Consider the following 24,226-nt stretch of genomic DNA (forward strand, 5'->3'; position numbering starts at 1 on the left):
TGCAGGTCATCAAGATGCGTGGGGCATAAATACGCGGCGGCTATCACGACTTCGTCATCCAGCCGGACGTCGTTACCGTCTTTGCGCGGCTGGTAGCCGCCGAGCACCCTAAAGCCGAACACGGCTCGCCGGCCTTAAGCGGAAATTCCGTGGACACTCTGATCGGCGGCCGCCTCGATCGGGGCACAAGCTCGCTCTTGATCGGCCCTCTCAGGTGTCGGGAAGTCCACCATCGCTTGCTGCTACTCTCACGCGGCGCTCTCAAGGCCGCCTCAAGGTGCGATGGTGGATCCGCGGTTCCGCGGCTGAGCAGGTTGTTTACCTCGACCGGCAGGAGCGAAACGGCCCCGCCGTGGAGCCCCTGAAGCGGCGAGGCTTTGGAACGACATTGCTGGGAAAGGTAGTTGCCGTGCATTGCAATGCAAAGATCGAATTACACTACAACCCCGAGGGACAATCCCGAGGGCCTGCATTTCACCATGGCGTTGCCATTGCGCGAGCCAGGCTCGTGCCAGCATACTCCTGAGCGCCGGGTCGAACGCAACGTGGGAAGCATGCAGCTATGCCCCAGCAACCAATACTTGGTAACCAAATTGGCGGTTCGGCGTTTCCTTTCAACGTGGTCCACGGTGCACTCACGGTGCGGTTTTGCAGTGTCAGGATTTCTGAATGGTCGACAGAGACAAAGCGCGCCGCGATCGGATGTTTGACTCCCTGGTTGTGGGCGGCGGGCCAGCAGGCCTCGTGGCCGCGACCTACCTTGGACGTTTTCGGCGTCGGGTAGTTGTCGTCGATGCAGGTCAAAGCCGGGCAAACTGGATTCCCTTGACGCGCAACTGCCCGGGCTTCCCGCGCGGAATCACCGGCCCTGACCTGCTTCACCGCCTCAAACTGCAGGCCACCCGGCACGGCGCAGATTGGGTGTGCGATACGGTCGTGGGCATTCGCATCGCGGAGAATGGATTTTTAGCGCAGGCTTCATCTCCCATTCATGCCCGCTCACTGCTTATTGCCACTGGTGTCGTCGACAGCCTCCCCGACGTTCCGGGCACCGCCGACATGATTAAAGCCGGAGCCTTGCGATTGTGCCCTATCTGCGACGGCTATGAGGTCATTGACAAACGGGTGGCCGTCATCGGACCGGCCGAACACGCAATGAAAAAGGCGCTGTTCATGCGGACCTTCACTCGAGACGTAACTTTGCTGATTGCTGATGCAGCCCAGCCCAGCCCGGATGACGTTCTTAGGCTAAAAAGGGCTGGAATCGAGTTCGGCGCATGCGCCCGAGACGCAATTTCAGCTGAGGGCCGTCGGGCAGTTGTCGAACTCGTCGACGGCAGGACGCTCTCGTTTGACACCATCTACCCTGCGATGGGGTCGATCATCCGCTCGAGGCTAGCGACCGACCTTGGTGCAGAATGTGACCGAGCCGGCAATCTTGTCGTGGATTCGCACCAGCGCACCGCCGTGCCGGGACTCTATGCAGCTGGAGATGTCGTCGACGAGATCAACCAGCTTGCCGTCGCGTTCGGGCACGCAGCGGTCGCGGCAAGTGACATGCATAACTATCTTGCGAAGGGCGAAGGGGAGCACTGATTGCAGGCTGAAAACACCGCGTAGTGACAGTCCTACGCGAACGGCGTGCCCGGCGCTGACGTTAAGATACCGACAATCACAAACCATTGGGCTGCTGCCATATGTGTCTCTTTCCGATCCTGCTGCCTCGCGCGAACAATTCCGGCAGACCGTTCCCCAAGCAGGAATTCGACCCGACAAGGCCGAGCTGGCTAGCCGTTCGCCGGCGTCATGGCTTTTCTGCAGTCACTGGCCGAAGGGGTGTGGCGGCAAGGCGGCCATTCCAACATTGACGACCTCGTCATGTTGGAGATGATGACGGACGAGATCGACTTGCCGCGCGGAACTCGAGCGGCGATTTCGCCAGGACGAAAATGACCATCCGTTCCCTATCGATCTGCGTCGTGTAGCGCACGCAGCGCTTCGGTTCGACCACGCGTGCTTGCCGTTCCGGCTCCTCTTCGGTGTCGGTTGCACAGGGGTGCCCCCTTGCAGCCTCCAAGCGCACTCCCCGATCCGAGCGGTCTTTGCATCTCGTGCTGCGCGCTCAACCTCGATCAGTGCTCGTACAGCATCGATGTTCGGTTCTCTCTCACTTGTCTCTTTTCTCAGCCGCGCTCCCCGCCTAGTTAACCGAACCATCGTCGCAAACGGGTGTTCCACCACGACAACAAAAAGCCCGCCGGCCGGAACCGGCGGGCTAAGTGACCCAACAGCGGAACACAATTGCTAGGGGTCGGTGGAGTACGAGATTCCAACCGACGAATGCGAGAAGGTTCCGCAACTGCTAATGTAACGTAGGAGGAGTTGGGGGAACTGGAATTCCGGTCGTAGACCTGTTCGTATCCGAGCTGCTACACCCGGCCAACGAAGCCCGTCAATGAACGATGGCGGAGCGTGCTGCCCTGCTCCGGCGCACGGCGGCAACAATCAAGACTATCAGCCTGACCGACTATTCCGGATCTCAGCCAATGACAGCGCCTCAGGCGTGTAGCTTTCGACTTTGAGTCGATGGCGGTTGTAGTGGCGATTTTCCGGCCACCAACACGCGAGCTGGAGGGTGGTGAGTGCATCAAGGCCGGCAGAGCGCTGTTGGGCCGAAAGCTGAAACTCCGCCGCCGGCTCAGTACGGCCCACCGCCGAGAGGTATTTATAGCCGCCGGTGGTCGTCTAGCGAGCGCGTGCGAGATGCACTTCCCAAACACGAACGCCCGCTCGGAAACGACGGCTGGATGCTCTGCATAGCCAACGAGATCACAATCTGCGGGCTTCGGGAGCGGGGCTAGTCTCCATGACGTCAGGGCACGCCGCCGCTTCCGGTCTGTCAGCTTGGTGCATGTGTCAACAGTTCGGAGCCGAAGCAGTGCGCCGCCCTCCCAGCCAAAGAAAGTTGGCTCGCCCGACTGGCAGAAGAAGGCCCCGATGCTTCGCGCCTTCGCGGGGCCGTCAGCCAGACCATCGTCGGTGAGCCGCCGAAGGAACATGGCATCGTTGCCGCGCTGCGCCGATCCCGGCTGCCGGAGCCGATCTCCAGGTCAAGATCTGATGCGACATCTGCTCGATACAAACCGACTCGGAGCCCCTGCTCTAAAGGACAGCCGAACGAAACGACCATAACCTTTTCATCTCCTCCCTCACAGTCGCCGAATTCGTCGCGGTGTACTTGAGAAGCTGTCGGGCAAGCGGCGTGACGAACTCGAAAAATGGTTCGCGGCGTCGGACGGTGCGCAGATGCTTTTTGCCGGTCGGGTCCTGTTGTTCGACGAGAAGGATGGTCCGGCGAGGCAAAGAGCCGGGCCCAAGGAGAGCCTGCTCAGCCTCAATCGCATCGGCCAGCGGTTCTTTGAATTCGCCGTGATCCACATTCATGCAACCACTGCCCTTGTCTTCGCGTTTAGCCGCGTTCAATCGTGGGGAGCGACAAGAATGCGGGCCTTCAGTCCAATTACAATTTGCCTCAATCGCAACCTGACGGTGGTCGCGTCCATAGCCGACGCAATGAAGGTGCTTCAGCAGCCATGGCCTAGAATGGGAAAGCCGGGGCGGCTCAAGGCGATCCGAATGGTCGAGGAATCGCTCGCCGGGCATTGCAGCCAGCAAGCTGCGTTCGAGGCCTTCAAGGCGGCCGCGGCTGAACAGGGACTCCTTAGAACAAGAGGGACCAGCACAGGTCTGGGGAAATGTGCGCGGATGGTTGAAGACCTGATGTGAGGTCATGCCGGCCTCGCTAACACTGAAGAGCCACCCCACCTGAAGCCCGAAATACTGCCTTCTCCCGCGAGAGCCGAAACGCCTCAAAACGGGCTATTAGCCCGGACGCGAGAAGGCCTTCGCGTCCGGGACAGCCACTTATCCGACGGTGAATTCTGCGCTGGCCAAGCAGTGCGCTGCACCCCATTTGCGATCGCGTTTGGGATCCACATTGAGGTTACTCTGACGGTCTGCCCCATCTTGTCAGAAGAAGACATTTCGCTTGACCTTGCGACTAAAGGAAAGCAATCAGCCTTGACAAAAATCGCGATCAGAATTGCGCGAAGAGCCGGGCTTGACGAGCAGGTGGTTCTCCGTAGTCTCTTCGACCGCGAGGATTTCGGCTCGACGGGCATCGGTCGTGGTGTCGCGATCCCTCACGCTCTACTGGGTATGATCTCTTCGCCTGTCGCGTCTTTGACACGCTTGGCCCAGCCTATCGATTTCGACGGCCCCGACGACGACCCAGTCGATCTCATTTACACTGTACTCTGGCCGCGCTCTGCTACTTCCGCCTTCCTCCCTGCCCTTTCGCAAATATGCCGGGTGCTTCGGACATCTCAAGTTCGGGAGCGACTCCGACAGGCACAGTCATCCGATGAGGCCTTGGCGATTCTCGAAACTGAGCCGCTTCCGAGAATTTCACCAAATTTGCATACTTGCCGCGTCGGCGGGGGCTCGCTACCAGCCGATGAGGCGGTCTTCGCGGGGGATTGACGCATCTTCGGGTTCCTTTTCTGCGCGGTAACCCAAACAGAATGTCTGCGTCGTCATTACTCCGAGGCCGCGCCGCGCTCCGGCAACGCGCGGTCTGGTCCCCGCGGGTACTGCGATCGATCAGCCCCGCATCGTTGAGCGTAGGATGGCCTGCATGTGCTCTTTCAAGTCGAGTTCGCCTCGTGCCTCAACAGTCAACAGGTACTCGGCCTTGACCCGGCGGTCGCCTCGGCTGGTCGCAGGATAGGAACAGATGGCCAGCAAGGCTTGCTCTTCAATTCGGTCTGCCGTCTTGCGGTCGTGCCAGTTGCTGCCCGCTCGATGAACAACCCTGTGGAGCGCGGCATAGGCGGTTTCATGCCTTGCGATCAGCGCCTGCAGTTCGCGCGAGATACCTTCGCCTTCAGCAAACGTCGGTTCAATGACAGACGCAACGGCGGTGAACGCAAGAAGTGTACGGCGGGTGACTGCGGGCATGCCTCATATCCTTGCCGTCTGATGAGTGCGGGCACACCATAGCACCGGCGCAGCGTTCGGAGAGATGCTTTGCAACATGACCCTATTTTCTGCTGACAAAACGTTTCCGATCCCGCGGCTGCTCCTCCTGCAATGGCTGGCAGCTTCAGTCTCCTGAAGGTCCCAGGTGGACGCTAGTATGCCATTGAACGCCACCCACAACTCAGATGCTGTGTGAGCGCCTGCCCCCAGCCGGCACATTTGCCTGTGTCTTATTCCAGACTGTTCCCGCGTGCACAGTGCCCCTGTGCGATCGGGAATCGACGCTGGCCTTTTAAAGGCCGCTTCCAGATCTCGCCTCCCGAAGTCAGTTTCGGCGAGCGTTGAGAGCACGTGCGAGGAGCCGGGTGTCAGTTAGCTGGATCACGCACGTCTCGAACGCTTTGGTCGGGCCGCGCCAGCGCAGCTCTTCGACGTCATCGAACAGCCGAGCGTCCGTGCGAAGCGTCGCGAGATTTTTGAATAAAAGCGCGAGCTCTCTACGCTTGCCGAGGGCTTCAGGCGGAAAGCTTTCAAGAGGGCCGTAGCGGCCAAGCAGCCGGGCGGCCGAGACCAGGCCGATGCCTTCGAGACCCGGATAGCCATCGGCGGCATCACCGACGAGCGCGAGGAAATCTGGAATGAGGGCCGGCTCAACTCCGAACTTCTCGCGTACACCCGCGGCATCGCGAATTTTCTGGGTCCTGCGGTCTACCTGGACCACATGGTCACCGCGCACACACTGCGCGAGATCCTTGTCCGGCGTCCAGATGCACACCTTCTGCACGCGCCCATCGGCAGCCGCGCTGTGCGCCGCGGAGGCCAGCGCGTCGTCGGCTTCCAGCTCGATCATCGGCCAGACCGCCACTCCCATCGCCGCCAAGGCTTTCTCGAGGGGGTGAAACTGCGCGAGCAATGCCGGCTCGATGCCATCCCCGGTCTTGTAGCCCGGCCAGAGCTGATTTCTGAACGATTCTACTACATGATCGGTAGCCACCCCAATGTGTGTGGCGCCATTCTCGCTCATCTCCAGCACTGTGTTCAGCACGCCGACGACGGCGCCAAACGGCTTGTCTTGGCCGTTGTTGAACCGGCGTTGGCCGTAGAAGTGGCGAAACAGTTCGTATGTGCCGTCTACTAAATGTACGATCATCGCAATCCTCGAGAAACAGCATCCGGCCCCGTCTGCAAAGCTAGACCGACAGTTGGCCTTCTCCAAACCTTCAAGTAGGTGCGCTCGGCCGTGCCCGTACGCCCACCGCAAGCCATGCCTCTCACCGGCACTTAGCAACAGCTTACCTTCAAGGGCAGGCGATATTTCTCGCCCCGCCGCCTCGCTTTTGCGCCAGGCGGCCATTTGGTTCGCGAGAGTATCCCTTCTTCCAAACGCAGCGAAAAACGACTTGGCGATGCTGTCGCGACTAGCGCCGGCCGCGCAGGAGGCAGCCTGGGCCGATATTGCGACCAGCTTGCGATGTGGGGAAGCCCGGACGGGTGGGTTGGCCCGAACACACTGCTCCTGACGACAGAATGGAAATGACGACGTTCAGACGCTCCGATCTGCGGCGGCAGTTCCGTCATGACGATGATATGGAATGCATGCCCCCGGTTTGGGGTTCTCATTCCTGTGACGGCCGGCGAGGCGCACCCCGCCTCTTGAAACCTTCAAACATTTTGCAGTTGTTAGGACTCACCTCGTTGACGCACTTCGACACAAAACCCGATGTCGGTAAATTGCGCAGCTTCGGAGGTGGCACAGGCGCAGCCTCTAGCACCTGGTCTGTGATCGGTCGGGTCCCAAGCCAATTTCCGCCTGCCGCGCTTCACGCTATTGCAAGACGTTCAAATTTCAAATTTGAGCTTCCGCACTCATGCTTTGTCGAGAGTATCTCTTAAAGTCACTTAAACCTTCTGCGCAGTAAGTTTTAGCCGTTCTGAATCGCCGTCGGCGACGATGACGATGAAATAGGAGGACGCAATGGCTCGCAGTCACGTTGAACGTCTTGGTGAGTTCAGGGAAATCCTGGTCGCGACTCGACGCGAAGGAGTCCGTAACGTGCACCATACTCGCGACGCAATGCGGGCAAGTGGCTTTCAGATCGGGGACAGCGACGGCTCCAGCTACGGAGCCGAGATGAAGGTGCTTCAAGAGGAAATTGAGGCAGTCGATCGCGCCATCGAAGACGAGAAGCGGCTGGCTTTGGCCATCGAGGGCGCGGCTCAACCCCGCCGACCGACTAAACCGAGAATCGTGAAGGGAACATAGAGTCAGGTACGGCCCTTGGCGCCGTCGCGTCGATCGCCTGCGGTATGGTGTCGGGCTCGTCGCCGCCGTGGTGCAGCACCCTGACGTCATCCATTGCCATCAAACGTCAGGAAGGGACGGCCGAAGCCGCCTCTGCCGGCGTCGCTGACTGCTCAGCTTTCATCTTCCCCGTCGATTTCGCCGTCTCCATCGTGACGATGCTTCGCTAATCTCGTGAAGGCGTTCTTCAGGTGTCCGAGTACGGCCTGAAACGCGACATTTGGACACGAAATCACGGAGGTCAGCTTCGAGGCGCGAAGCGGGGCGTGGCGGTGGAATATTGCGGCGAGCAGTTCGATAACGATGGCAGCATGGTCTCTGCAATCCTCAAAAATATGAAACGGGTGATGGCAAGCGAGTACAGCCGCGAGCTGTCCCCAAAGGTCTCCAGAGCGCAGCTGCAGCAGGCTCGTCTCGGATTCAGCCAAAGGGGGACCCGTGCCCTACGGCGTCCGGCGAATGTTGCTGGATAAGGATGGGAGCCCCGTTACGTTCTCGGCTCTGGAGAACAGAAAGGGCTCGCTGGCGAACGTGTTCTCCTTGTCCCTGGCCCGCCAAACGAAATCAGGCTTGTGAGGGGCATCTTCAACATGTTTGTTGCTGAAGGGCAGAGCATGGCTGGTATATCAGTTCGTCTGAACAAAGAGGGAGAGCCGTCCACATACGGCGATGTGTGAACGCCTGCCCGAACAGCCCGCCGCCGACGATGAAGTTGTTGGGGCTATGAAGCTTGAAGAGAAACAGTTCGCCCGGTTGGAGCGCTCGGAACTGCGACCGCCCCCCCGGGCTGCCAGATGTTCACCTCGTCAACGTCCTGGCGGCGCGACAGAAATTCGAACCAATCTAGATCGGTGACGCCGACATAGATCTTGATCCCATGGGTGCTCATGAAAACGCCTCAGCGCGGTCGCGCACGATCGCCTTCACTCGCTCCGCCGCTGTTTGAGCGGGATCAGCCCGTTCGGCAAAGGACGGCAGAGCGAGCATGCGCGCTGCTTCGCGCAGGGCAGCGGCGATCGAACCTATCGCTTCTTCCGCGCGAGTGACCGGCAACTCGATCGTGCGCGCGAGAGTTAGGAAGTCCTGCCGTGTAAGCCGGTCGTCCTTACCGTTGAGCTTCAGCGCCATACGATCGCCACCAAGCCCCGGAAAGACGCGGGTCGTCACGGCGTCGTAAAGGGATGCGAACCGGACGGTCTCGAACCGCTTGGAGCCAGGGCCTGCAATCTTGAGGAGCGCCAGGTTCTTGAGATGCATGTCCCCGTCGGCGATCAGCCACGCGAAAAACGCCCGGCGGAACAAGGTCTCGATATCGGCGGCAGGGTCGGTCGAAAGCGGCCGCAAACCGCGCGCCATGCGTTCGATTGTGCCGTCGTATTTGGCTGAGGTCGGCAGATCGAGAACCGAACAGAAGTCCTCGAGCGCTAGGAAGCGTCGATCATCGGGCCCGCGTCGCACGTCGAATCGCTCGACGACCAATGCAGGTGACATCCCATCCGGCATGTCGATGAGCGCGGCGGCCGGAACCTCGAAGCCCGCTGCGCGACCAAGTTCAAGACAAAGCCATTCGACGACCGGCAGCATTTCGAAGCCCGCGGTTCCGGCCGGCTTAAGGATGTGAGTGAATGGCAGATCGATCGCGGGTAGCAGCGCGCCGTCCGATGCCAAATTCATCGGCGCCTTAATCTGGACACCCGATAATCTCGGCATTTCCGCGCGCGCAAACAGCTGAGCCAAGTTGTGCTCGAACGTCTCCTGGATCTCGCCTCGCGACGGGCCGACGTATCGACCAGTGAAGCGCCCATCGTCGGTGAACGCGACAAGTTTGGTGTCGAGTTCGTCTCGCGGCAGGACGTTAAGCTCGGCTTGGCTCTCGACGACCGCGATATTTGACATGTAGCGCTTGCCGCTTCGCAGCGCTTCGCGTTCATCCCGCTGACGGAGCACTTGCGCGAGCCATCCTTCTGGGAGGAGCGACTCGATGAAAGCCGGCAGCTTGCCTGGTGCAGTCTGTCGAACGAGTGGCGGGCCGCTGCGCCTCACAGGCTTCCAGCGCCACTCGAATCCATCGTGGATTAGACGACCGAGAGGATCCCCATGCCATGCCACAAGGAAATCCAGGGCCGCCTTGTTAACGGGGCCCTTGGCCGCCGCCGGGCGCGCAATCAGATAACGCTCAGCGCCCTCCCCTTCGCGGTACCATCCGTTCTCGCGGGCCAACGCCCAGACCGCGTCAGCGGCCACCTGTGGCGAGCCGTGTTCTTCTATGAGTCTTGCCGCCATGTCGGCCCGCATCAGTTCGGTGATGGCGCTAGCATGCTCGCTCCGCAAGCGGAATGCTTCCAGGAAGCGTTGGCGCGGCGAGGAAACGTCAACTCGCAGCTCGCCAAGATCGTCCCCTACCACCGCAGAGGCAGTCGAAGGATGGGGAGGCGCCTCGTTTTGGATTATTTCGAGCGTCCGTAGCCGGGTTCGTTGATTACGCCGACCGCTAACGAACAGGCGGCCGTCAGGTGTGGGAGCAAGAAGTTGAGCAGAGGCCGATGATAGATAGGCAGTAGGATAGAGGTAGCGCGCGATGCGTACGGCGTGGCCTAAAACTGCTTGCTCAACGTCGTCGCCTGATCGTGCATAAACACCGCGGACGAGCGGGACGAGTTCCCCTACCACCGCTAGCGCATGCGCACGTCTCTTGTCTATTGTCTCTCCAACCAGCAGTATGGACACGGACTTTCTCGCATTTCAGATGCGCAAAAGTCCGCTAATAGGCGTCAAGAGTCAAGGACTTTCTCGAATCTGAAATGCGAGAAAGTCATGCCTGTCTACGGGCGTCGCCAGTCTGCTCGGCCGCATTCTCGATCTGCTTTTGCCGAATGCACTGGTATTACGGTCGAGCAATGGAGCCCCGTCGAATGAGGGCTCGCGCCGAGCGGAAGCGACCAGTCCAGTACGGGTCATGCCCCTGCCCTGCGCACTTTTCCGCAGATCAACGTTCGTTGTTGTCATCCTCATAGCCTTCATAGTTGTCCTGCGGCGCATAATATTCCGCTGCGTCATAGACTTGGGTCTTCTTGTAGCGCTCTCCAGGCCAACCGCAGCGAGGCGCGAAAAGCCGTTGATCTTCAAGCCGCAGGCGATGCACTCGAAACGATTGGGCAGATATCTGCGTCTCGGTGATCTCGCCGTCCTCGAGTTTCTGTGTCGGCGCAGTGACGGGCTCACCCACGACCAAAGCTTGGGAAGCGCACGATGGACAGTTCACCCGATGGCCGGCCGGGCGGATTGCCCAACCGGCCGCCGACTGGCTGAGCGTGGTGCGCTCCTCGTTGCTCTTGGCGGCCCAGGCGTTCTTGTGAGCGTCGACATCTCCCAGGACCGCCTTAGCGCCGTCATCGGCAGCGGCGGCGATGAGTTTGGCGGCGACTTTCGCCTCGGCATCCCCGATGAAGTCAGGCAGTGACATGCCCATCGAACCAAGGAGAACCTCGCATAACCGCCAGGCGATCGATGGATTGCGGTGCAATCTCGCAATTGATGAGCCCGTCGGCGACGACGATGCCGATATCGGACGACTTCACCTTCCTGAGCTTGGCAAGCGAGCGGTCGACGATCGGGTGCGGCGACGCAGCTTGGTCATCGCCACCAACGCCGCAAATCGGTAACACCTGGTAGTCGCCTTCGAAGGGCTTCCTGCTTTTCACCGGGACGTTAGATCGCCAGCGCTGCTGTTTTTCCCCGGTGTACAAACCCCTCTTTTGAGCGGCCAGTTGACTGCCGTCCAAAATGATTATTAAGTTCGGTGACAGAACGAATTAATCGGAGCTGCTGTTGAACGACGTGCCACGCATTTCTCGTCAGTTCTCGCAGCGCTCCGTCATGGAGGCGATCGTGCAAGGTGGGCCGATCTCGCGCGCTTCAATCGCAAAGCAGACCGGCTTGTCTAAGCAGACAATCTCCGAGATCGTCAGGACACTCGAGCAGGAAGGCTGGGTGCAGGAAACGGGGCGCACGAGCGGACATGTCGGACGCACGGCTGTCACTTACGAACTCGTATTTAACGCGGCCTACATCGCGGCGGTCGACCTCGGCGGCGCCAAAGTCCGGGTCGCCCTCACCGATCTTGCCTGCCAGATATTCGCGGAGGAAACGGCGCCGACCGATCCTCGGGGCGGACAGTTCGTCGTCGACCAGATCGTGGATCTAGCGCTTCAGGCGGCCCAGAGGCACCGCATCTCGCGCACAAAGATAAGGCTGGCGGTGATTGGTGTTCCCGGTGCACCCGACAAGAAGACCGGCCGCGTCCTGCTTGCCCCGAATATTGCCGGCTTTGGCACAATGAATGTCGTTCGCGCTTTCGAGCACGCATTCGGGTTTCATGTGGTGATCGAGAACGATGTCAATCTGGCGGTGCTCGGCGAGAACTGGCAGGGGTGCGGCCGCGGTATCGACAATCTCGCCTTCATAGCGCTGGGTACCGGCATCGGCAGCGGCCTCATGGTTGGAGGCAATCTGGTGCGGGGCGCCAGCAATGCAGCCGGCGAGATGGGCTTTTTGCCGATTGGCGCCGATCCTTTCGCGCCGACATCGTTGCGCGCCGGCGCTTTCGAGCGCGTGGTCGCAACCAACGCCATGGTTGAACGCTACGCGGCGCTGACGGGCAACATCGTCAACGTGCCGACGATTTTCCACAGTGCATTGGCCGGAGACAGGCATGCCGCGACGGTGCTCGACGAAACCGCGCGCTACCTGGCGCAAGGCATTGTGGCCATAGCGGCAATTGCCAATCCGCAAAAGGTCGTCCTGGGCGGCTCGATCGGGCTGCGGCCGGAAATCCTGTTGCGCGTTAGGGACCTGCTGCCGCGCTGCTTCCCCTATCCTATCGCCGTTGAGGCCAGCGAACTCGGGTCGCGGGCAGCGCTCATCGGCGCCGCCGCCATCGGGCTCGGCCAGTTGCACAACAAACTGTTCGGCGTCGACGCGCCCGACGGACGCATTTCGCTTCCCCCAGCCAGTTCGGCCGTGCTGCGCGAGGCCACGCTATGACCGCTTCAAAGGACATCACCGCCCGCTTGCGCGCCGCCCTCGATTGCGACGCAGCGGTGGAGCTTCTGCAGGGGGCAATCGGCCGCGAAAGCATAACCGGTCACGAAGAAAACTTTGTCGCCTTCCTTGAACACCGCATGCGCATGCTTGGCTTGAGCGAAATTCGGCGTGCGGAATTCGCGCCCGGCCGGCCCAATGTCTGGGGTGAGCGCAAAGGTGCCGGCGCCGGCAAGCGGCTGCTCTTCATCGGCCACACCGATACGGTTCATGTCGAGGGCTGGCGCGAGCACTGGGCTGGCACCGCCAGGCAGGATCCGTTTGCCGCGCCAATGATCGACGGGCAGATCTGGGGCCGCGGCGCCGGCGACCTCAAGGCCGGCATCTGCTCCGCGCTGTCGGCACTCTCTCTGCTCGACACGGCCGACATCGAACTGGCCGGCGACGTTGCCTTTGCCTTCGTCGGCGACGAGGAGAGCGGCCAGCCTGGAATCGGCGTCTCCGCCGGCATCAAGGACTTCGTCGGCCGCATCGAGAGAGGCGAAGTCGTGGCGCCCGATTTCATCGTCTATGTGGAGCCTACCCGCCTTTCGGTTTATCCGGCCCAAATCGGCTTCTTCATTACCGACATCACCGTCACCGGACGATCGGCCTATTTCGGCGTACCCGAACTCGGCAAGGATGCCTTGCGTGCAAGCCACGCCGTCATGAGCGCGCTGTGGAAGCATTCGGAAGATGTTGCAACCAGAGCCGAGCACCCGCTGATTGGGCGTGGCTTCCTGCTGATCACCGGGCTTGCGGGCGGAGGCTACATCGCGGTGCCCGAACGCTGCACGTTGTCGCTGATCCGCAAGCTGTTGCCCGGCGAGTCACTGGACGAGGCCGCCGCCGAAATCGAGGCAGTGGTGCGCGGCGCCATCACCGATCCTGAAATCATGTTGGCGTTCGCCTATCCGGCAGGCCGCGATCATCCGCTCGGGGGTAACGCCGCCGAGATTGCACCTGACAGGCCGGAGGTCGGCGCCCTTGCTGCCGCCATGGCCCGATCGATGGCTGGTCGCGGCGCCATCGAAGGCGCGCCATTCTGGTCAGAGTCATCATTTTTCACCAACCGGCTCGGCATCCCCGCCGTGTACTGCGCGCCAGGCGACATTCGCAACTGCCACACCTTCGACGAACACGTCGATGTCGAGGAATATCTGGCGGGCATCGTAGGCTTCGCCCGGTTCATGGCGGAGTATTGCGGCGTTACGGAATAAAGGACAACTGAGAGCGAAAATGGGAGAACTACCATGCTGATAGACAGACTTGTTGCTACAGCACTTGCAGGCAGTCTGATGCTGTTGGCCGGCGGAGCCGGCGCACAGACAGTGGGACCGAGCGGCGAGACGGCGACGCCCAGCGCCGAGGTTACTCTGTCGGACACAGATCTGGCCGCAGTGAAGGAGAAGGGCTACAAGGCCGCGCTGCTGTGGCACACCTCGTCCGACTTCACCAATGCGGTCAGCGCCGGCGCCAAGGATGAATTTGCCCGTGCTGGCATTCAGATCGTCGTGACCACCGACGCCGGCTTTGACGCGGCGCGCCAGCGCAGCGACATCGAAACCGCGCTCGCAGCCAAGCCAAACGTCATCCTGTCGCTGCCCCTCGATCCGGTCACTTCGGCCGAGGCTTTCCGTCAGGCGCTCACCGACGGCACCAAGCTGGTATTCCTTTCGAATCTGCCGAAAGGCTACAAGCACGGAACCGACTATGCCGCCATCGTCACTGACGACCTGTTCCAGATGGGCAAGCACGCGGCCGATGCACTGGCCAAGGCGCTCGATGGCAAAGGCAAGGTCGGCTACATCTTCCACGACGCCAGTTACTATGTGACGAACCAGCGCGACCAGGCTTTCAAGACAACGATCGAGAAGGATTATCCCGGTATCAAGATCGTCGCCGAGCAGGGGATCTCCGATCCGGCGCGGGCAGAAGAGCTGGCCAGCGCCATGCTCGTGCAGCATCCCGATCTTGACGGCATCTACGTCACCTGGGCCGAACCGGCCGACGGCGTGCTGTCGGCCTTGCGGGCAAGCGGAAACACCAAGACCAAGATCGTCACGCTCGACCTCGCCGAACCGGTGGCGCTCGATATGGTCAAGGGCGGCAATGTGACCGCACTGGTGGCCGACAAGGCGTATGAGCTCGGTCGCGCCATGGCCGCTGTCGGCGTCAAGGCGCTGCTCGGCCAGGAGACGCCGGCCTTCGTCGTTGCCCCGGCGCTTACCGTGACCAAGCAGAACGTTGCGCAGGGCTGGAAGGATTCGTTGAACCGCGACGCACCGCAATCGGTGCTCGACGCGGCCAAGTGACAGGCGAATGCCGGCGGCCAATGAGGGCCGCCGACACCATAAAAACAAGGGGAACTGACATGCGCACAGCAATTGGAATGTTGTCGGCACTGGTAGCGCTCGTCGCCGCCAACGCCTTCGCAGCCGACGGCACCACCACGGGACCGAACGGGGAAAAGCCGACGCCGGCAAAGAGCGTCGTGCTCACACCAGCTGAGGAGCAGCAGATCAAGGACGGCAAATACACCGCCGCGCTGGTCTGGCATGAGATGAGCGAATACACCAACGCGGTGAACAGCGGCGCCCAGGACGAGTTGAAGCGGCTCGGCATCACGGTGGTCGCTCAGACCGACGCCGGCTTTGATGCAGCCCGGCAGAAATCCGACGTCGAGACAGTACTCGCCAAAAAGCCCTCGATTATACTGTCCCTACCGGTCGATCCCGCAAGTGCGGCCACCGTCTATGATCCTGCGCGCCAGGCCGGCGTGAAATTGGGATTCGTCGACAATTCGCCAGCAGGCTACGTTCACGACAAGGACTATGTGACCATCGTTTCGGACGACCTTTTCCAGATGGGCAATAAGGCCGGGATCGCAATGGCCGACGCGCTCGGCAAGCAGGGCAAGGTCGGCTACATCTTTCACGATGCCGATTTCTACGTCACCAACCAGCGCGATGGAGCATTCAAGCACACAATCGAGCAGGACTATCCGGACATGAAGATCGTAGCCGAGGCCGGAATGGCCGACCCCGCGCGCAGCGAGGAAATCGCGCAGGCGATGATCACACAGCACCCAGACCTCGATGGTGTCTACGTCACCTGGGCTGAGCCGGCGCTTAGCGTGCTGTCCACATTGCGGGCGGCCGGCAACAGCCACACCAAGATCGTCACGCTCGACCTGAACGAACCGGCGGCACTGGACATGGTGAAAGGCGGCAACGTTGCGGCACTCATCGCAGACGAAGCCTATGACATCGGCGTGACGCTCGCACGCGCCACGGCCGCCTCGTTGATCGGCAAGAAGGCCGCGCCGTTCATGGTGGTCGATTCCCTCGCCGTCACCAAGGACACTGTCAAGGACGGGTGGAAGCGGTCCCTCAACAAGGACGTGCCCGCGACCATCGCGGCCGCCATGAAGTAGCGGCAGACAATGGCGCCCCGCCGGAGGAAGTGAGAATGTCGAGTATCAACACCAGCCCCGGCCGGGCAGCGAGCTTGGTCAGCCGCTTCAACCTGCAGCAATATGTCGTCTATCTCGGATTTCTGGCGATCTTTCTGTTCTTCGCGATCGTACTGAAGGACAGCGGTTTTCTGACGGTTCGCAACCTGTCGAACATCGTGCTGCAGACGGCACCCGTGACGATCATGGCGATCGGCCTTGTCTTTGTCATGTCGGCGGGCGAGATTGATCTTTCGATAGGTTCGATCGTTGCCGTGGCAGCTCTTGCTGCCGCGGTGGCGATAAACGCCTGTGGCTTGGTGGCCGGGGTGCTGGCTGGCCTCGGCGCCGGCCTGCTGATCGGCCTGCTCAACGGCGCCCTCGTGGCTTACGTCAAGTTGCCTTCATTCCTGGTAACGCTGGCGACGCTCGGGCTGTTTGCCGGCGTATCTCGCTCGATGACCGATTTGCGGTCGATCCCGGTCACCAACGACGCCTTCACCGGCTTCTTCGGCTCGGGTTCTTTGCTGGGTGTTCCGTCCTTGATCTGGTGGACGGTCATTGTCGTTGCGATCGCGCATCTCGTCTTTCGCGAGACGCGCTTCGGCGCCCATGTGCTGGCCACCGGCGACAACAGCCGTGCCGCCAGTGTTTCCGGCATCAGCGTGGCGCAGATAAGGCTGGCCGTTCTGACCATAAGCGGCGGGCTCGCCGGCCTTGCCGGGCTGCTCTATGCCGGCCGGCTGCAGGCCGCGAAATATACGCTCGGCGAAACCGACCTTATGACGGTGATAGCGGCCGTCATTGTCGGCGGAACCCTGCTCAACGGCGGCAAGGGATCGATTGTCGGCGCGCTGGTCGGCTCGCTGATGATGGGCATGCTGAACAACGGCCTCATCCTGATGGGCCTGTCCGTCTCCGATCAGATGATCGTGCGCGGATTGATCATTCTTGCGGCGGTCGCCGTATCGCTGCGCGAAAAGTCGCGTTGAAGGAGTTTTGTCATGTTCCTCGCTGTTCTGCGGCGCCGCAATCCGAGCTTTATAGAAAGCGCCATGCGCCTGCACCAGGAAGGAAAGCTGCCGGCTAATTCGTATGTGCTCGACCTCGATGCCGTCGAAAGCAACGCCCGGGTCCTGAAGCGCGAGGCCGACCGGTTTGGACTGAAGATTTTCGCCATGACCAAGCAGGTCGGCCGCGCCAGTTCGTTCTGCCATGCGCTCAAGCGCGGCGGCATCGATCAGGCCGTTGCCGTCGACATGGCCTGCGCGCGGGCAACGCACAGAGCCGGCCTGAGGCTCGGTCATCTTGGCCACCTGCAGCAGATCGCAAGGCACGAGGCCAATGCGGCGGCCAAAACGTTCAGGCCGGACTATTGGACCGTCTTCAACGACACCAAGGCTGAAGAAGCCGCTGCCAGCGCAAGGCTCGCCGGGTACACGCAAAACCTGCTTGCCCGCATCCGCGCCGATGGTGACGTTTTCTACCGCGGCCACGAAGGTGGTTTTGAGGCGGCCGATATCGCCGCGGTCGCCGAAAAACTGGATGGTCTCGACGGCGCACGATTCGCTGGCATCACCACCTTCCCGGCGCTGCTGTTCGACCAGACCACGCGAAAGGTCCTGCCGACACACAATCTGGCGACACTGGGCGGAGCTGCCGAAGCGCTCGCCAAGTCCGGCCGCAGCAACATAGAGGTGAACGCGCCCGGCACGACGTCGAGTGTCCTGCTTGGCGCGCTGGCCGAAGCCGGCGCCACGCAATGTGAACCGGGCAATGGCTTGGCCGGCACCACCGCGCTGCACGTCATGGAGGATCTGCCGGAGCTCCCTGCCGTTCTGTATTTGACCGAGGTGTCGCATTTGTCTGGCGGCAAAGCCTACTGCCTTGGTGGCGGCTTCTATATCGATCCGATCTTTCCGGACTATGAGGTGAAGGCAATCGTGTCCGCAGATCCCACCACGGCCGCCGCCGCGCTCAGAAACGTCGAGGTGCCGCCGCCTGCGGCAATCGACTATTACGCAATGATTGACGCTAGCGGCGCCAATGCTCCACGCCCCGGCGACACGGCGGTGTTCGGCTTTCGCGGCCAGGCGTTCGTGACCCGCGCCTACGTGGTCGGCATCTCCGGTGTCTCAAAGCGGGCCCCCCAAGTCGAAACGATCGAAAACGGTTTTGGCGAAACCGCTGCCTGGCCCGTCTAGGAGCAAGCGATGAACGCGACCATGACCGGCACGGCCCCTGTTTTGCAGCTGCGCGACATCCGCAAGAATTTCGGCGGCCTGACCGCCATCGAAAATTTCTCGCTCGAGCTCTATCCCGGCGAAATAGTGGCGTTGGTCGGCGATAACGGTGCCGGCAAGTCGACGCTGGTCAAGATCGTGACGGGGGTGCATGCTCCGACATCCGGGACGATCATCATCGAGGGGCAGGCGGTGGCAATGTCAAGCGCCACCATGGCGCGCGCCCACGGCATTGAGGTGGTCTATCAGGACCTGGCGCTCGCCGATCAGCAGACCGTCTACATGAACATGTTTCTTGGCCGCGAGCCGGTGAACCGCTTCGGCCTGCTCGACCGACGCCGGATGATTGACGACACCGAAAAGCTGGTGAAGGATCTCGACGTTCGCATCCCATCGGCTCACGCCACCATCCGCGATCTCTCGGGCGGCCAGCGCCAGGGCGTGGCGATCGCGCGCGCCACGCACTGGGCAAGCAAGCTGATCCTGCTCGACGAGCCAACCGCCGCGCTCGGCGTTGCCGAAACCGCCAAGGTCGAGACGATCGTTCTGTCGCTGAAGCAGCGCAATATTGGCGTGCTGATCATCAGCCACAGTCTCGACCAGGTGTTCAGGCTCTCAGATCGGATCTGTGTTCTGCGACGTGGCAAACAGATCGGCGTGCGCAAGACCAGCGAGACCGACAAGAACGAGATCGTCGCCATGATCACCGGGCTTCAGCACTAGCCTGGTCGATAGAGGCGCGCCGTTCCAGATACTGCGTTACCCGAGCAGTGAGTGGCATCACTTCAGATCCACGATCAGGCCTCGGCCAGAGAATGTTGCCAGCATCAATCTAGAGCACGCAGGTAGCGAATGGGGCGACCGCCGGCAATCCGGTCGGCCGCTGTGGCTATGGAATTGGCGTCGATGCCGAAATGCCCGTAAAGGTCGCCGATCGTGCCCGACTGGCCAAAATGCTCGACGCCGAGACTACGCGTGCGATGGCCGTAGACCGAGCCCAACCAGCCGAGCGCGGCCGGATGGCCGTCGGTGACGGCGACGATGGCGCAATGCGCCGGAAGGTCGGCAAATAACCTTTCGACATGGCTCCTGGCATGAACAACGCCGCGTTCGCGTGCCCGGCTCGCGGCAGTCCAGCCTGCGTTCAGCCGATCGGCCGAGGTCACCGCCAGGAGACCGACATCGCGACGGTCCTCCGCCATAATGCCGATAGCCTCGATGGCTTCCGGCGCAACCGCGCCGGTATAGGCAACAATTACTTCGGCATTAGGACCCGGATGCCGCAGCCAGTAGCCGCCGTCGATGATCTCCTGCTCGAGTACGGGCGTCACGCTACGCGTGATCTGCTCGACCGGGCGCGTCGAGAGCCGCAGATAGACCGAGCCGCCGGTCTCGTCGCGCAGCCAGGTGCGCTCCGACTGCACGGCGTCGCCGTCGCGCTGCATATAATCCAGGGCAAAGCGCATGATCACGCCCAACTCGTCGACGAAGGCCGGCTCGTAGGCGGCAAGCCCGTCTTGCGCTATGCCGATCAACGGTGTGGCGATCGACTGATGCGCCCCGCCTTCCGGCGCCAATGTGACCCCCGAAGGCGTCGCGACAAGGAGGAAGCGCGCGTCCTGGTAGCAGGCATAGTTGAGCGCATCGAGACCGCGCTGGATGAACGGATCGTAGAGTGTGCCGATCGGCAGCAGCCGTTTGCCGAAAACCGAATGCGACAGCCCAAGTGCCGACAGCAGGATGAACAGATTATTCTCGGCGATGCCGAGTTCGATGTGCTGGCCGGAGGTGCCGAATTCCCATTTCTGCGCCGAGGCGATGCGTTCGCTGCGGAAAGTGTCCGCGAGTGACTGACGCGCGAACAGGCCGCGCCGGTTGACCCAGGGGCCGAGATTGGTCGAAACCGTGACATCGGGTGATGCCGTGACGATCGCGTCGGCGAGCGGCCCGCCAGCCCGCGCAATCTCGTCCAGAATTCTGCCGAAGCCGACCTGCGTGGAGACGCTGCCTTTGGCTTCCGCGACGAGACGACCAGGGATCACGATGCGCTGGGCGTGCCGGCGCCGCTGGCCCTTTGCCGCGAACGGAACGGCATCGAGGAACCCTTGCAGCTCCAAATCCCCAACAGCCAATCCCTCGAAGGCGTCCCACTCCCGCCCGTCGCCGACCGACATCGAGGCGCGAAGGACCGCCATCTGATCCTTGGTCATCAGGCCGGCGTGGTTGTCCTTGTGGCCGGCGAGCGGCAGGCCGAAGCCCTTGATCGTGTATGCAATGAAGCAAGTCGGTCGATCGTTGCGGCGTGCCGTCCCGAAGGCCTCGATCAGGCCTGGCAGGTCATGGCCGCCGAGATTGGTCATCAGCGCGGCGAGCTCGGCATCGGAGCGCCGCTCGAGAAGCGATGCCAGGCCCGGCTTGTCTCCGATGTCGGCGATCAGGCGCTTGCGCCAGGCGGAGCCGCCCTGATAGGTCAGCGCCGAATAGAGCTGGTTCGGGCAGGCGTCGATCCAGGCCTTTAGCGCCTCGCCGCCCGGTTCGGTGAAGCAGGCTTCGAGCAGCGAGCCGTATTTCAGGATGACGACGTCCCAGCCGAAATTGCGGAAAATGTTCTCGAAGCGTTCCCAAAGGCCTTCGCGAACCACGGCATCGAGGCTCTGTCGGTTGTAGTCGACGATCCACCAGCAGTTGCGCAGGCCGTGTTTCCACCCCTCCAACAGCGCCTCGAAGATGTTGCCTTCGTCCATCTCGGCGTCGCCGATCAGCGCCACCATGCGGCCCTCGGGCATGCTTTCGTCGCGGGCGCTGAGATAATCCTGCACAAGAGAGGCAAACAGCGTCTGCGCGACACCGAGCCCAACGGAGCCGGTCGAGAAATCCACGTCGTCGACATCCTTGGTCCGCGACGGATAGCTTTGCGCGCCACCGAGGGCGCGAAACCGTTCGAGCTTCTCCCTCGTCTGGTTCCCAAGGAGATACTGGATAGCGTGGAATACCGGCGAGGCATGCGGCTTCACCGCAACGCGGTCGTGTGGCCTCAGCACCGAGAAATAGAGCGCGGTCATGATCGTCACCAGCGAGGCCGAGGATGCCTGGTGCCCGCCGACCTTTAGGCCGTCGGTGCTTTCGCGCAGATGATTGGCGTTGTGGATCATCCATGCCGACAGCCAGAGCACCTTTTTCTCCAGCGCCGAAAGTGCCTCCAGTTTTTGCTTGTCCATTCTGCAAGACTCCCGGTTGCGATCGCCGCAATCATAGGGCTGACCAAAAACCGATTGTCGCTAAACTTGCATGAGATTGGCAGCTGAGTTAGCTGTTTTCGCCAACATCGACGACAGGAGTGACGTTTCGTGCCAAAAAGCCGACTGGACGATATCGACCGGAAGATCATCGCCGCGCTGCAGGTCGATGGCAGGATGACGGCGCAGCAGCTTGCCGACCAGGTCGGCCTTTCGGCCTCGCCCTGCGCCCGCCGGGTCCGCCTGATGGAGGATATGGGCGTCATCACCGGTTACGCCGTGCTGATCGACCAGGATTTGGTCGGCCTGCCAATCTCGGTGTTCGCCTCAATCAAGCTGGAACGCCAACGCGAGAACGAGCTGCAGCGGTTCAATGCGGCGATCGCGCGCTGGCCGGAGGTGGTCGATTGCTATCTGATGACCGGCCAGCGCGACTATCTGCTGCGTGTCGTGGTGCGCGACCTGCACGCCTATGAGCGCTTCCTGAACGAAAAGCTGACCCGGCTCGACGGCGTCGCCTCCATCGAATCCAGCTTCGCGCTTGCCCAGATCAAGCGATCGAACCGGCTGCCGGTAGAGGCATGACCTTTGCGCGTTGGCAGGTCATTCACTCAATTCCATGGTTGCCGCAAGTTCTGGGAGAGCATGATTTCAGCCGGTCGCGAGTGGCGCTGTGGAGCCTTGATCAAAGTTTTGGCCGATAGAGATGGCTGCGCCCCCGCGGATGGTGTCCGGTGAGGCGAGCTGTCCGATTGCACTTTCGGCCCAAAGCACAGGCTCCGTTATGCGGTAGAATTGTCGCGTCGCGCTCAAGGCTGATGGGCTGACATCAACCATCAGACCGATGATTGTCATATCATCATGTGCGAGCGAAGGCCCGAGCTGCTTCGGACTCCAGCCAATCGATGCGAGGCGGTCGAACCAGTACTCCTCGCACACGATTGTCAGATTGCTGATATGTCGCTGAATACAGAATTCCAAAATTCCGCAGTAGATTACGCCGGCTGCCTGGCAAGGTCGGCCGGGCTCACGAAGATTCCGCGCCACGAAGAACCTGGTCCATTCAAAGATATTGGATCGGCGCGGAACGCCACCGTCGGCGAGTTGCGGAAAGGTTTCGCTCATCAGATGTGGCCGAAGGCTCGGCACGAAACGGGATCCGGCAACAACGCCTCTTCCTGGCTGGATGCCGAGCAGATAAATCGCTTCTGGAGTATCGAACGAGTCTATCTCGCGACCGTCGGGGCGTCTCAACTCGTGCCATCCACGTTCATCGACATAGATTTCATGCCGCAGGCGAAAGTAGCTGTCGAGATCGCCTCGATAGGCAAAGCTGTTTGACGCGTCGACGACATGGACCTGAATCATTGCGGTTCCTCGAGATGGAACCCCATCCGACCACGCGACGATTGCCCAGGAAATACCCAGATATGGGGATGGATCAAAGTTCGATTTCGTGCCTGCGAAAAGCCTCGACGATCGCGTGCACAACGTTGGCGGTGCTGAGCTTCTGCTTGATGTTGCGCAGGTGGGTCGTCACAGTGTTTTCCGAGATGCCAAGTATTCGGGAAACCTCCCATGCGGTCTTTCCTCCCGCGACCCACTGCAGGATTTCACGTTCTCGTTGGGAAAGCTTTTGTCTCGGCCGCCTGCGCGAGTTGCCAACGAGTCGTTCGGCAGCCGAGTAGGCATGGCGCGCAAGGGCATGAATGGTACGGCGCACCGCCGGCGCCAAGTCAATTTCGCTTCCAGCAACCGTTACGCAGGCCGGATCGCCAAACGCACTCTGGATTGGGATGCAGATGCCGTCGCAAAGACCAAACTCTTTCGCTTCATCCATCACCCTCCTGGCATTGCTGTTCGTCAAGTCGTGATAGACATCCCTCCAAAGGAAGGGCCCGATCGCACCACGGCACAAAGCAGCGCAAGGGTCATGACGATAGTGTCCGGCAGCCATGTAGTGGTCGTACCATTCCTGCGGCCAACCGTTCACAAGGATGTGTTCATTCAGGGACCCGGTGTCCTGGCGTGGCAATTCGGTGACGAGACAGGCTGCGTAGCCGTGACGTTCGATGCTCTTGCGCAGTTGCCGAATGATTTCTGTGGCGCTGGTTGCACGATCAATCTGCGCGGTTGCTTCAAAAATTTGTATTAGCTCATTTTGCAAAACGCTCCCGTGAACCGCAGCCATTGCACGTCCTTTCAATGTACTGAGACAAAGAAACAATAAGAAACTTAGGTCCGACCGCAACCTGCGCCATGACGTTTGACTACTATAGTAGGTGGCACTAAAGGGCGCGTTCTGACTGCCTCGCCGCATGAGGCTGAGGTCTGTTTTTGCTCGCAATCTGAGGTTGCTGCGCCAAGGCACGGGCTTGTCGCAGGAGCAGCTCGCGGACCTTGCCGGCCTCGATCGCAACTATGTCGGCAAGCTCGAGCGGGAGGAAAACTCACCGACCGTCGATACGCTGGAGGTACTGGCGTTGGCATTGCAAGTTGACGTGGAGCAGCTCATCCGTCGAAATTCGCCATGATGCACTGGCCAGCAGGCCGCCGAGAGCATCAGGATTTTCCCTTGCGCCGCTCATGCGGCGCCACAGCACAATCGCCAGCTGGGGCCCGGGCGTTTTTGCCGGGGCGTTTCGTCAGCTCCTCGATGTCGACGCTCAATGCAGTGGCAAGCTTTGCGAGCGACAGGAGTGTGGGATTGCGACGGCCGGCCTCGAGACCACTCAGATAGGCGCGCGTGAATCCTGAACGGAACGACAGTTCCTCTTGAGAGAGGGCCTGTGCGCGCCGAATCCTCTGTACGTTGAGGCCGACAACCAACCGTAGGTCCATGACGGCATGGTCGTCGCTGCGCACACTTTAG

General features: G+C 61.1%; 23 protein-coding genes and 1 pseudogene. 14 read left to right on the forward strand and 10 right to left on the reverse strand.

The annotated features are described in order from the left end of the window. Nucleotides 1-669 precede the first annotated feature (669 nt). The 4 genes and pseudogenes from NKH05_RS20170 to NKH05_RS20180 all read left to right on the forward strand — a co-directional run bounded on the left by NKH05_RS20170 (nt 670) and on the right by NKH05_RS20180 (nt 4,542). Nucleotides 670-1,596 (forward strand): NAD(P)/FAD-dependent oxidoreductase, encoded by a 927-nt coding sequence (locus NKH05_RS20170; RefSeq protein ID WP_352589202.1) that lies wholly within the window; start codon nt 670-672, stop codon nt 1,594-1,596. A gap of 1,588 nt (nt 1,597-3,184) precedes the next feature. Further along, a pseudogene (locus NKH05_RS33165) lies at nt 3,185-3,351 on the forward strand (PIN domain-containing protein); the annotation flags it as partial. A 222-nt stretch (nt 3,352-3,573) separates the two neighbouring features. Then, nucleotides 3,574-3,786, forward strand: coding sequence for a DUF982 domain-containing protein (locus NKH05_RS20175; RefSeq protein WP_352814477.1), 213 nt, complete (start codon nt 3,574-3,576; stop codon nt 3,784-3,786). Between the two features lie 171 nt (nt 3,787-3,957). Continuing rightward, nucleotides 3,958-4,542: a PTS sugar transporter subunit IIA gene (locus NKH05_RS20180; protein WP_352589199.1), complete on the forward strand. Its 585-nt coding sequence runs from the start codon at nt 3,958-3,960 to the stop codon at nt 4,540-4,542. A 120-nt stretch (nt 4,543-4,662) separates the two neighbouring features. Here NKH05_RS20180 and NKH05_RS20185 read toward each other — a convergent pair whose 3' ends face one another. Next, nucleotides 4,663-5,019, reverse strand: a complete 357-nt coding sequence (locus NKH05_RS20185; protein WP_023717087.1) for a hypothetical protein — start codon at nt 5,017-5,019, stop codon at nt 4,663-4,665. 346 nt (nt 5,020-5,365) lie between these two features. Continuing rightward, nucleotides 5,366-6,190 (reverse strand): 5'-3' exonuclease, encoded by an 825-nt coding sequence (locus NKH05_RS20190; protein WP_352483876.1) that lies wholly within the window; start codon nt 6,188-6,190, stop codon nt 5,366-5,368. An 825-nt stretch (nt 6,191-7,015) separates the two neighbouring features. Between NKH05_RS20190 and NKH05_RS20195 the strand changes: the two genes are divergently transcribed. Next, complete coding sequence (locus NKH05_RS20195) at nt 7,016-7,303, forward strand: hypothetical protein (RefSeq protein WP_352483875.1); 288 nt, start codon at nt 7,016-7,018, stop codon at nt 7,301-7,303. A gap of 152 nt (nt 7,304-7,455) precedes the next feature. Here the strand turns inward: NKH05_RS20195 and NKH05_RS20200 are convergent, their stop codons facing one another. From NKH05_RS20200 to NKH05_RS20215, 4 genes are all read right to left on the reverse strand, one after another. Further along, nucleotides 7,456-7,770, reverse strand: coding sequence for a hypothetical protein (locus tag NKH05_RS20200; RefSeq protein ID WP_023717084.1), 315 nt, complete (start codon nt 7,768-7,770; stop codon nt 7,456-7,458). 457 nt (nt 7,771-8,227) lie between these two features. Beyond that, nucleotides 8,228-10,069 carry a HipA domain-containing protein gene (locus tag NKH05_RS20205; protein ID WP_352589196.1) on the reverse strand — a complete coding sequence of 614 codons (1,842 nt, stop codon included), beginning with the start codon at nt 10,067-10,069 and terminating at the stop codon, nt 8,228-8,230. A 259-nt stretch (nt 10,070-10,328) separates the two neighbouring features. Beyond that, nucleotides 10,329-10,805 (reverse strand): hypothetical protein, encoded by a 477-nt coding sequence (locus NKH05_RS20210; RefSeq protein ID WP_352937117.1) that lies wholly within the window; start codon nt 10,803-10,805, stop codon nt 10,329-10,331. Next, a complete protein-coding gene (locus tag NKH05_RS20215) occupies nt 10,792-11,088 on the reverse strand; it encodes a hypothetical protein (RefSeq protein ID WP_352483872.1) in 297 nt (98 codons plus the stop codon). Before NKH05_RS20215 ends, NKH05_RS20210 begins: the two co-directional genes overlap by 14 nt. A 91-nt stretch (nt 11,089-11,179) precedes the next feature. Here NKH05_RS20215 and NKH05_RS20220 point away from each other — a divergent pair, with 91 nt between their 5' ends. From NKH05_RS20220 to NKH05_RS20250, 7 genes are read left to right on the forward strand one after another with little or no spacing between them, the layout of a single operon-like run. Continuing rightward, on the forward strand, nt 11,180-12,385 hold the full coding sequence (locus NKH05_RS20220; protein WP_245278510.1) for an ROK family transcriptional regulator: 1,206 nt from the start codon (nt 11,180-11,182) through the stop codon (nt 12,383-12,385). Then, a complete protein-coding gene (locus NKH05_RS20225; protein ID WP_023717077.1) occupies nt 12,382-13,641 on the forward strand; it encodes a M20 family metallopeptidase in 1,260 nt (419 codons plus the stop codon). Before NKH05_RS20220 ends, NKH05_RS20225 begins: the two co-directional genes overlap by 4 nt. A gap of 33 nt (nt 13,642-13,674) precedes the next feature. Continuing rightward, nucleotides 13,675-14,736, forward strand: a complete 1,062-nt coding sequence (locus NKH05_RS20230; RefSeq protein ID WP_352589191.1) for a substrate-binding domain-containing protein — start codon at nt 13,675-13,677, stop codon at nt 14,734-14,736. 59 nt (nt 14,737-14,795) lie between these two features. Beyond that, on the forward strand, nt 14,796-15,857 hold the full coding sequence (locus NKH05_RS20235) for a substrate-binding domain-containing protein (protein WP_352813468.1): 1,062 nt from the start codon (nt 14,796-14,798) through the stop codon (nt 15,855-15,857). Nucleotides 15,858-15,892: 35 nt separating this feature from the next. Continuing rightward, the gene (locus NKH05_RS20240; protein ID WP_023717074.1) at nt 15,893-16,867 is read left to right on the forward strand and encodes an ABC transporter permease; all 975 of its coding nucleotides are present in this window, start codon (nt 15,893-15,895) and stop codon (nt 16,865-16,867) included. Between the two features lie 12 nt (nt 16,868-16,879). Continuing rightward, on the forward strand, nt 16,880-18,079 hold the full coding sequence (locus NKH05_RS20245) for an alanine racemase (RefSeq protein ID WP_023717073.1): 1,200 nt from the start codon (nt 16,880-16,882) through the stop codon (nt 18,077-18,079). Nucleotides 18,080-18,088: 9 nt separating this feature from the next. Next, nucleotides 18,089-18,841: an ATP-binding cassette domain-containing protein gene (locus NKH05_RS20250; RefSeq protein ID WP_036244138.1), complete on the forward strand. Its 753-nt coding sequence runs from the start codon at nt 18,089-18,091 to the stop codon at nt 18,839-18,841. A 104-nt stretch (nt 18,842-18,945) separates the two neighbouring features. On the opposite strand, the gene NKH05_RS20255 is transcribed toward NKH05_RS20250, so the two are convergent. Then, the gene (locus tag NKH05_RS20255) at nt 18,946-21,336 is read right to left on the reverse strand and encodes a thiamine pyrophosphate-binding protein (RefSeq protein ID WP_352589189.1); all 2,391 of its coding nucleotides are present in this window, start codon (nt 21,334-21,336) and stop codon (nt 18,946-18,948) included. A 129-nt stretch (nt 21,337-21,465) separates the two neighbouring features. Here NKH05_RS20255 and NKH05_RS20260 point away from each other — a divergent pair, with 129 nt between their 5' ends. Further along, nucleotides 21,466-21,939 (forward strand): Lrp/AsnC family transcriptional regulator, encoded by a 474-nt coding sequence (locus NKH05_RS20260; protein ID WP_352515862.1) that lies wholly within the window; start codon nt 21,466-21,468, stop codon nt 21,937-21,939. 66 nt (nt 21,940-22,005) lie between these two features. Here the strand turns inward: NKH05_RS20260 and NKH05_RS20265 are convergent, their stop codons facing one another. Then, a complete protein-coding gene (locus tag NKH05_RS20265; RefSeq protein ID WP_352589186.1) occupies nt 22,006-22,722 on the reverse strand; it encodes an acyl-homoserine-lactone synthase in 717 nt (238 codons plus the stop codon). Nucleotides 22,723-22,795: 73 nt separating this feature from the next. After that, complete coding sequence (locus tag NKH05_RS20270; RefSeq protein ID WP_352515860.1) at nt 22,796-23,545, reverse strand: autoinducer binding domain-containing protein; 750 nt, start codon at nt 23,543-23,545, stop codon at nt 22,796-22,798. A 127-nt stretch (nt 23,546-23,672) separates the two neighbouring features. On the opposite strand from NKH05_RS20270, the gene NKH05_RS20275 reads away from it, so the two are divergent. After that, a complete protein-coding gene (locus tag NKH05_RS20275; protein ID WP_023679380.1) occupies nt 23,673-23,888 on the forward strand; it encodes a helix-turn-helix domain-containing protein in 216 nt (71 codons plus the stop codon). A gap of 28 nt (nt 23,889-23,916) precedes the next feature. Here the strand turns inward: NKH05_RS20275 and NKH05_RS20280 are convergent, their stop codons facing one another. Next, nucleotides 23,917-24,183: a helix-turn-helix domain-containing protein gene (locus NKH05_RS20280; RefSeq protein ID WP_352908441.1), complete on the reverse strand. Its 267-nt coding sequence runs from the start codon at nt 24,181-24,183 to the stop codon at nt 23,917-23,919. Nucleotides 24,184-24,226: the final 43 nt, after the last annotated feature.

Origin of the sequence: Mesorhizobium sp. M1399 (assembly GCF_040317735.1) — a bacterium.
Classification (GTDB): Bacteria; Pseudomonadota; Alphaproteobacteria; order Rhizobiales; family Rhizobiaceae; genus Mesorhizobium.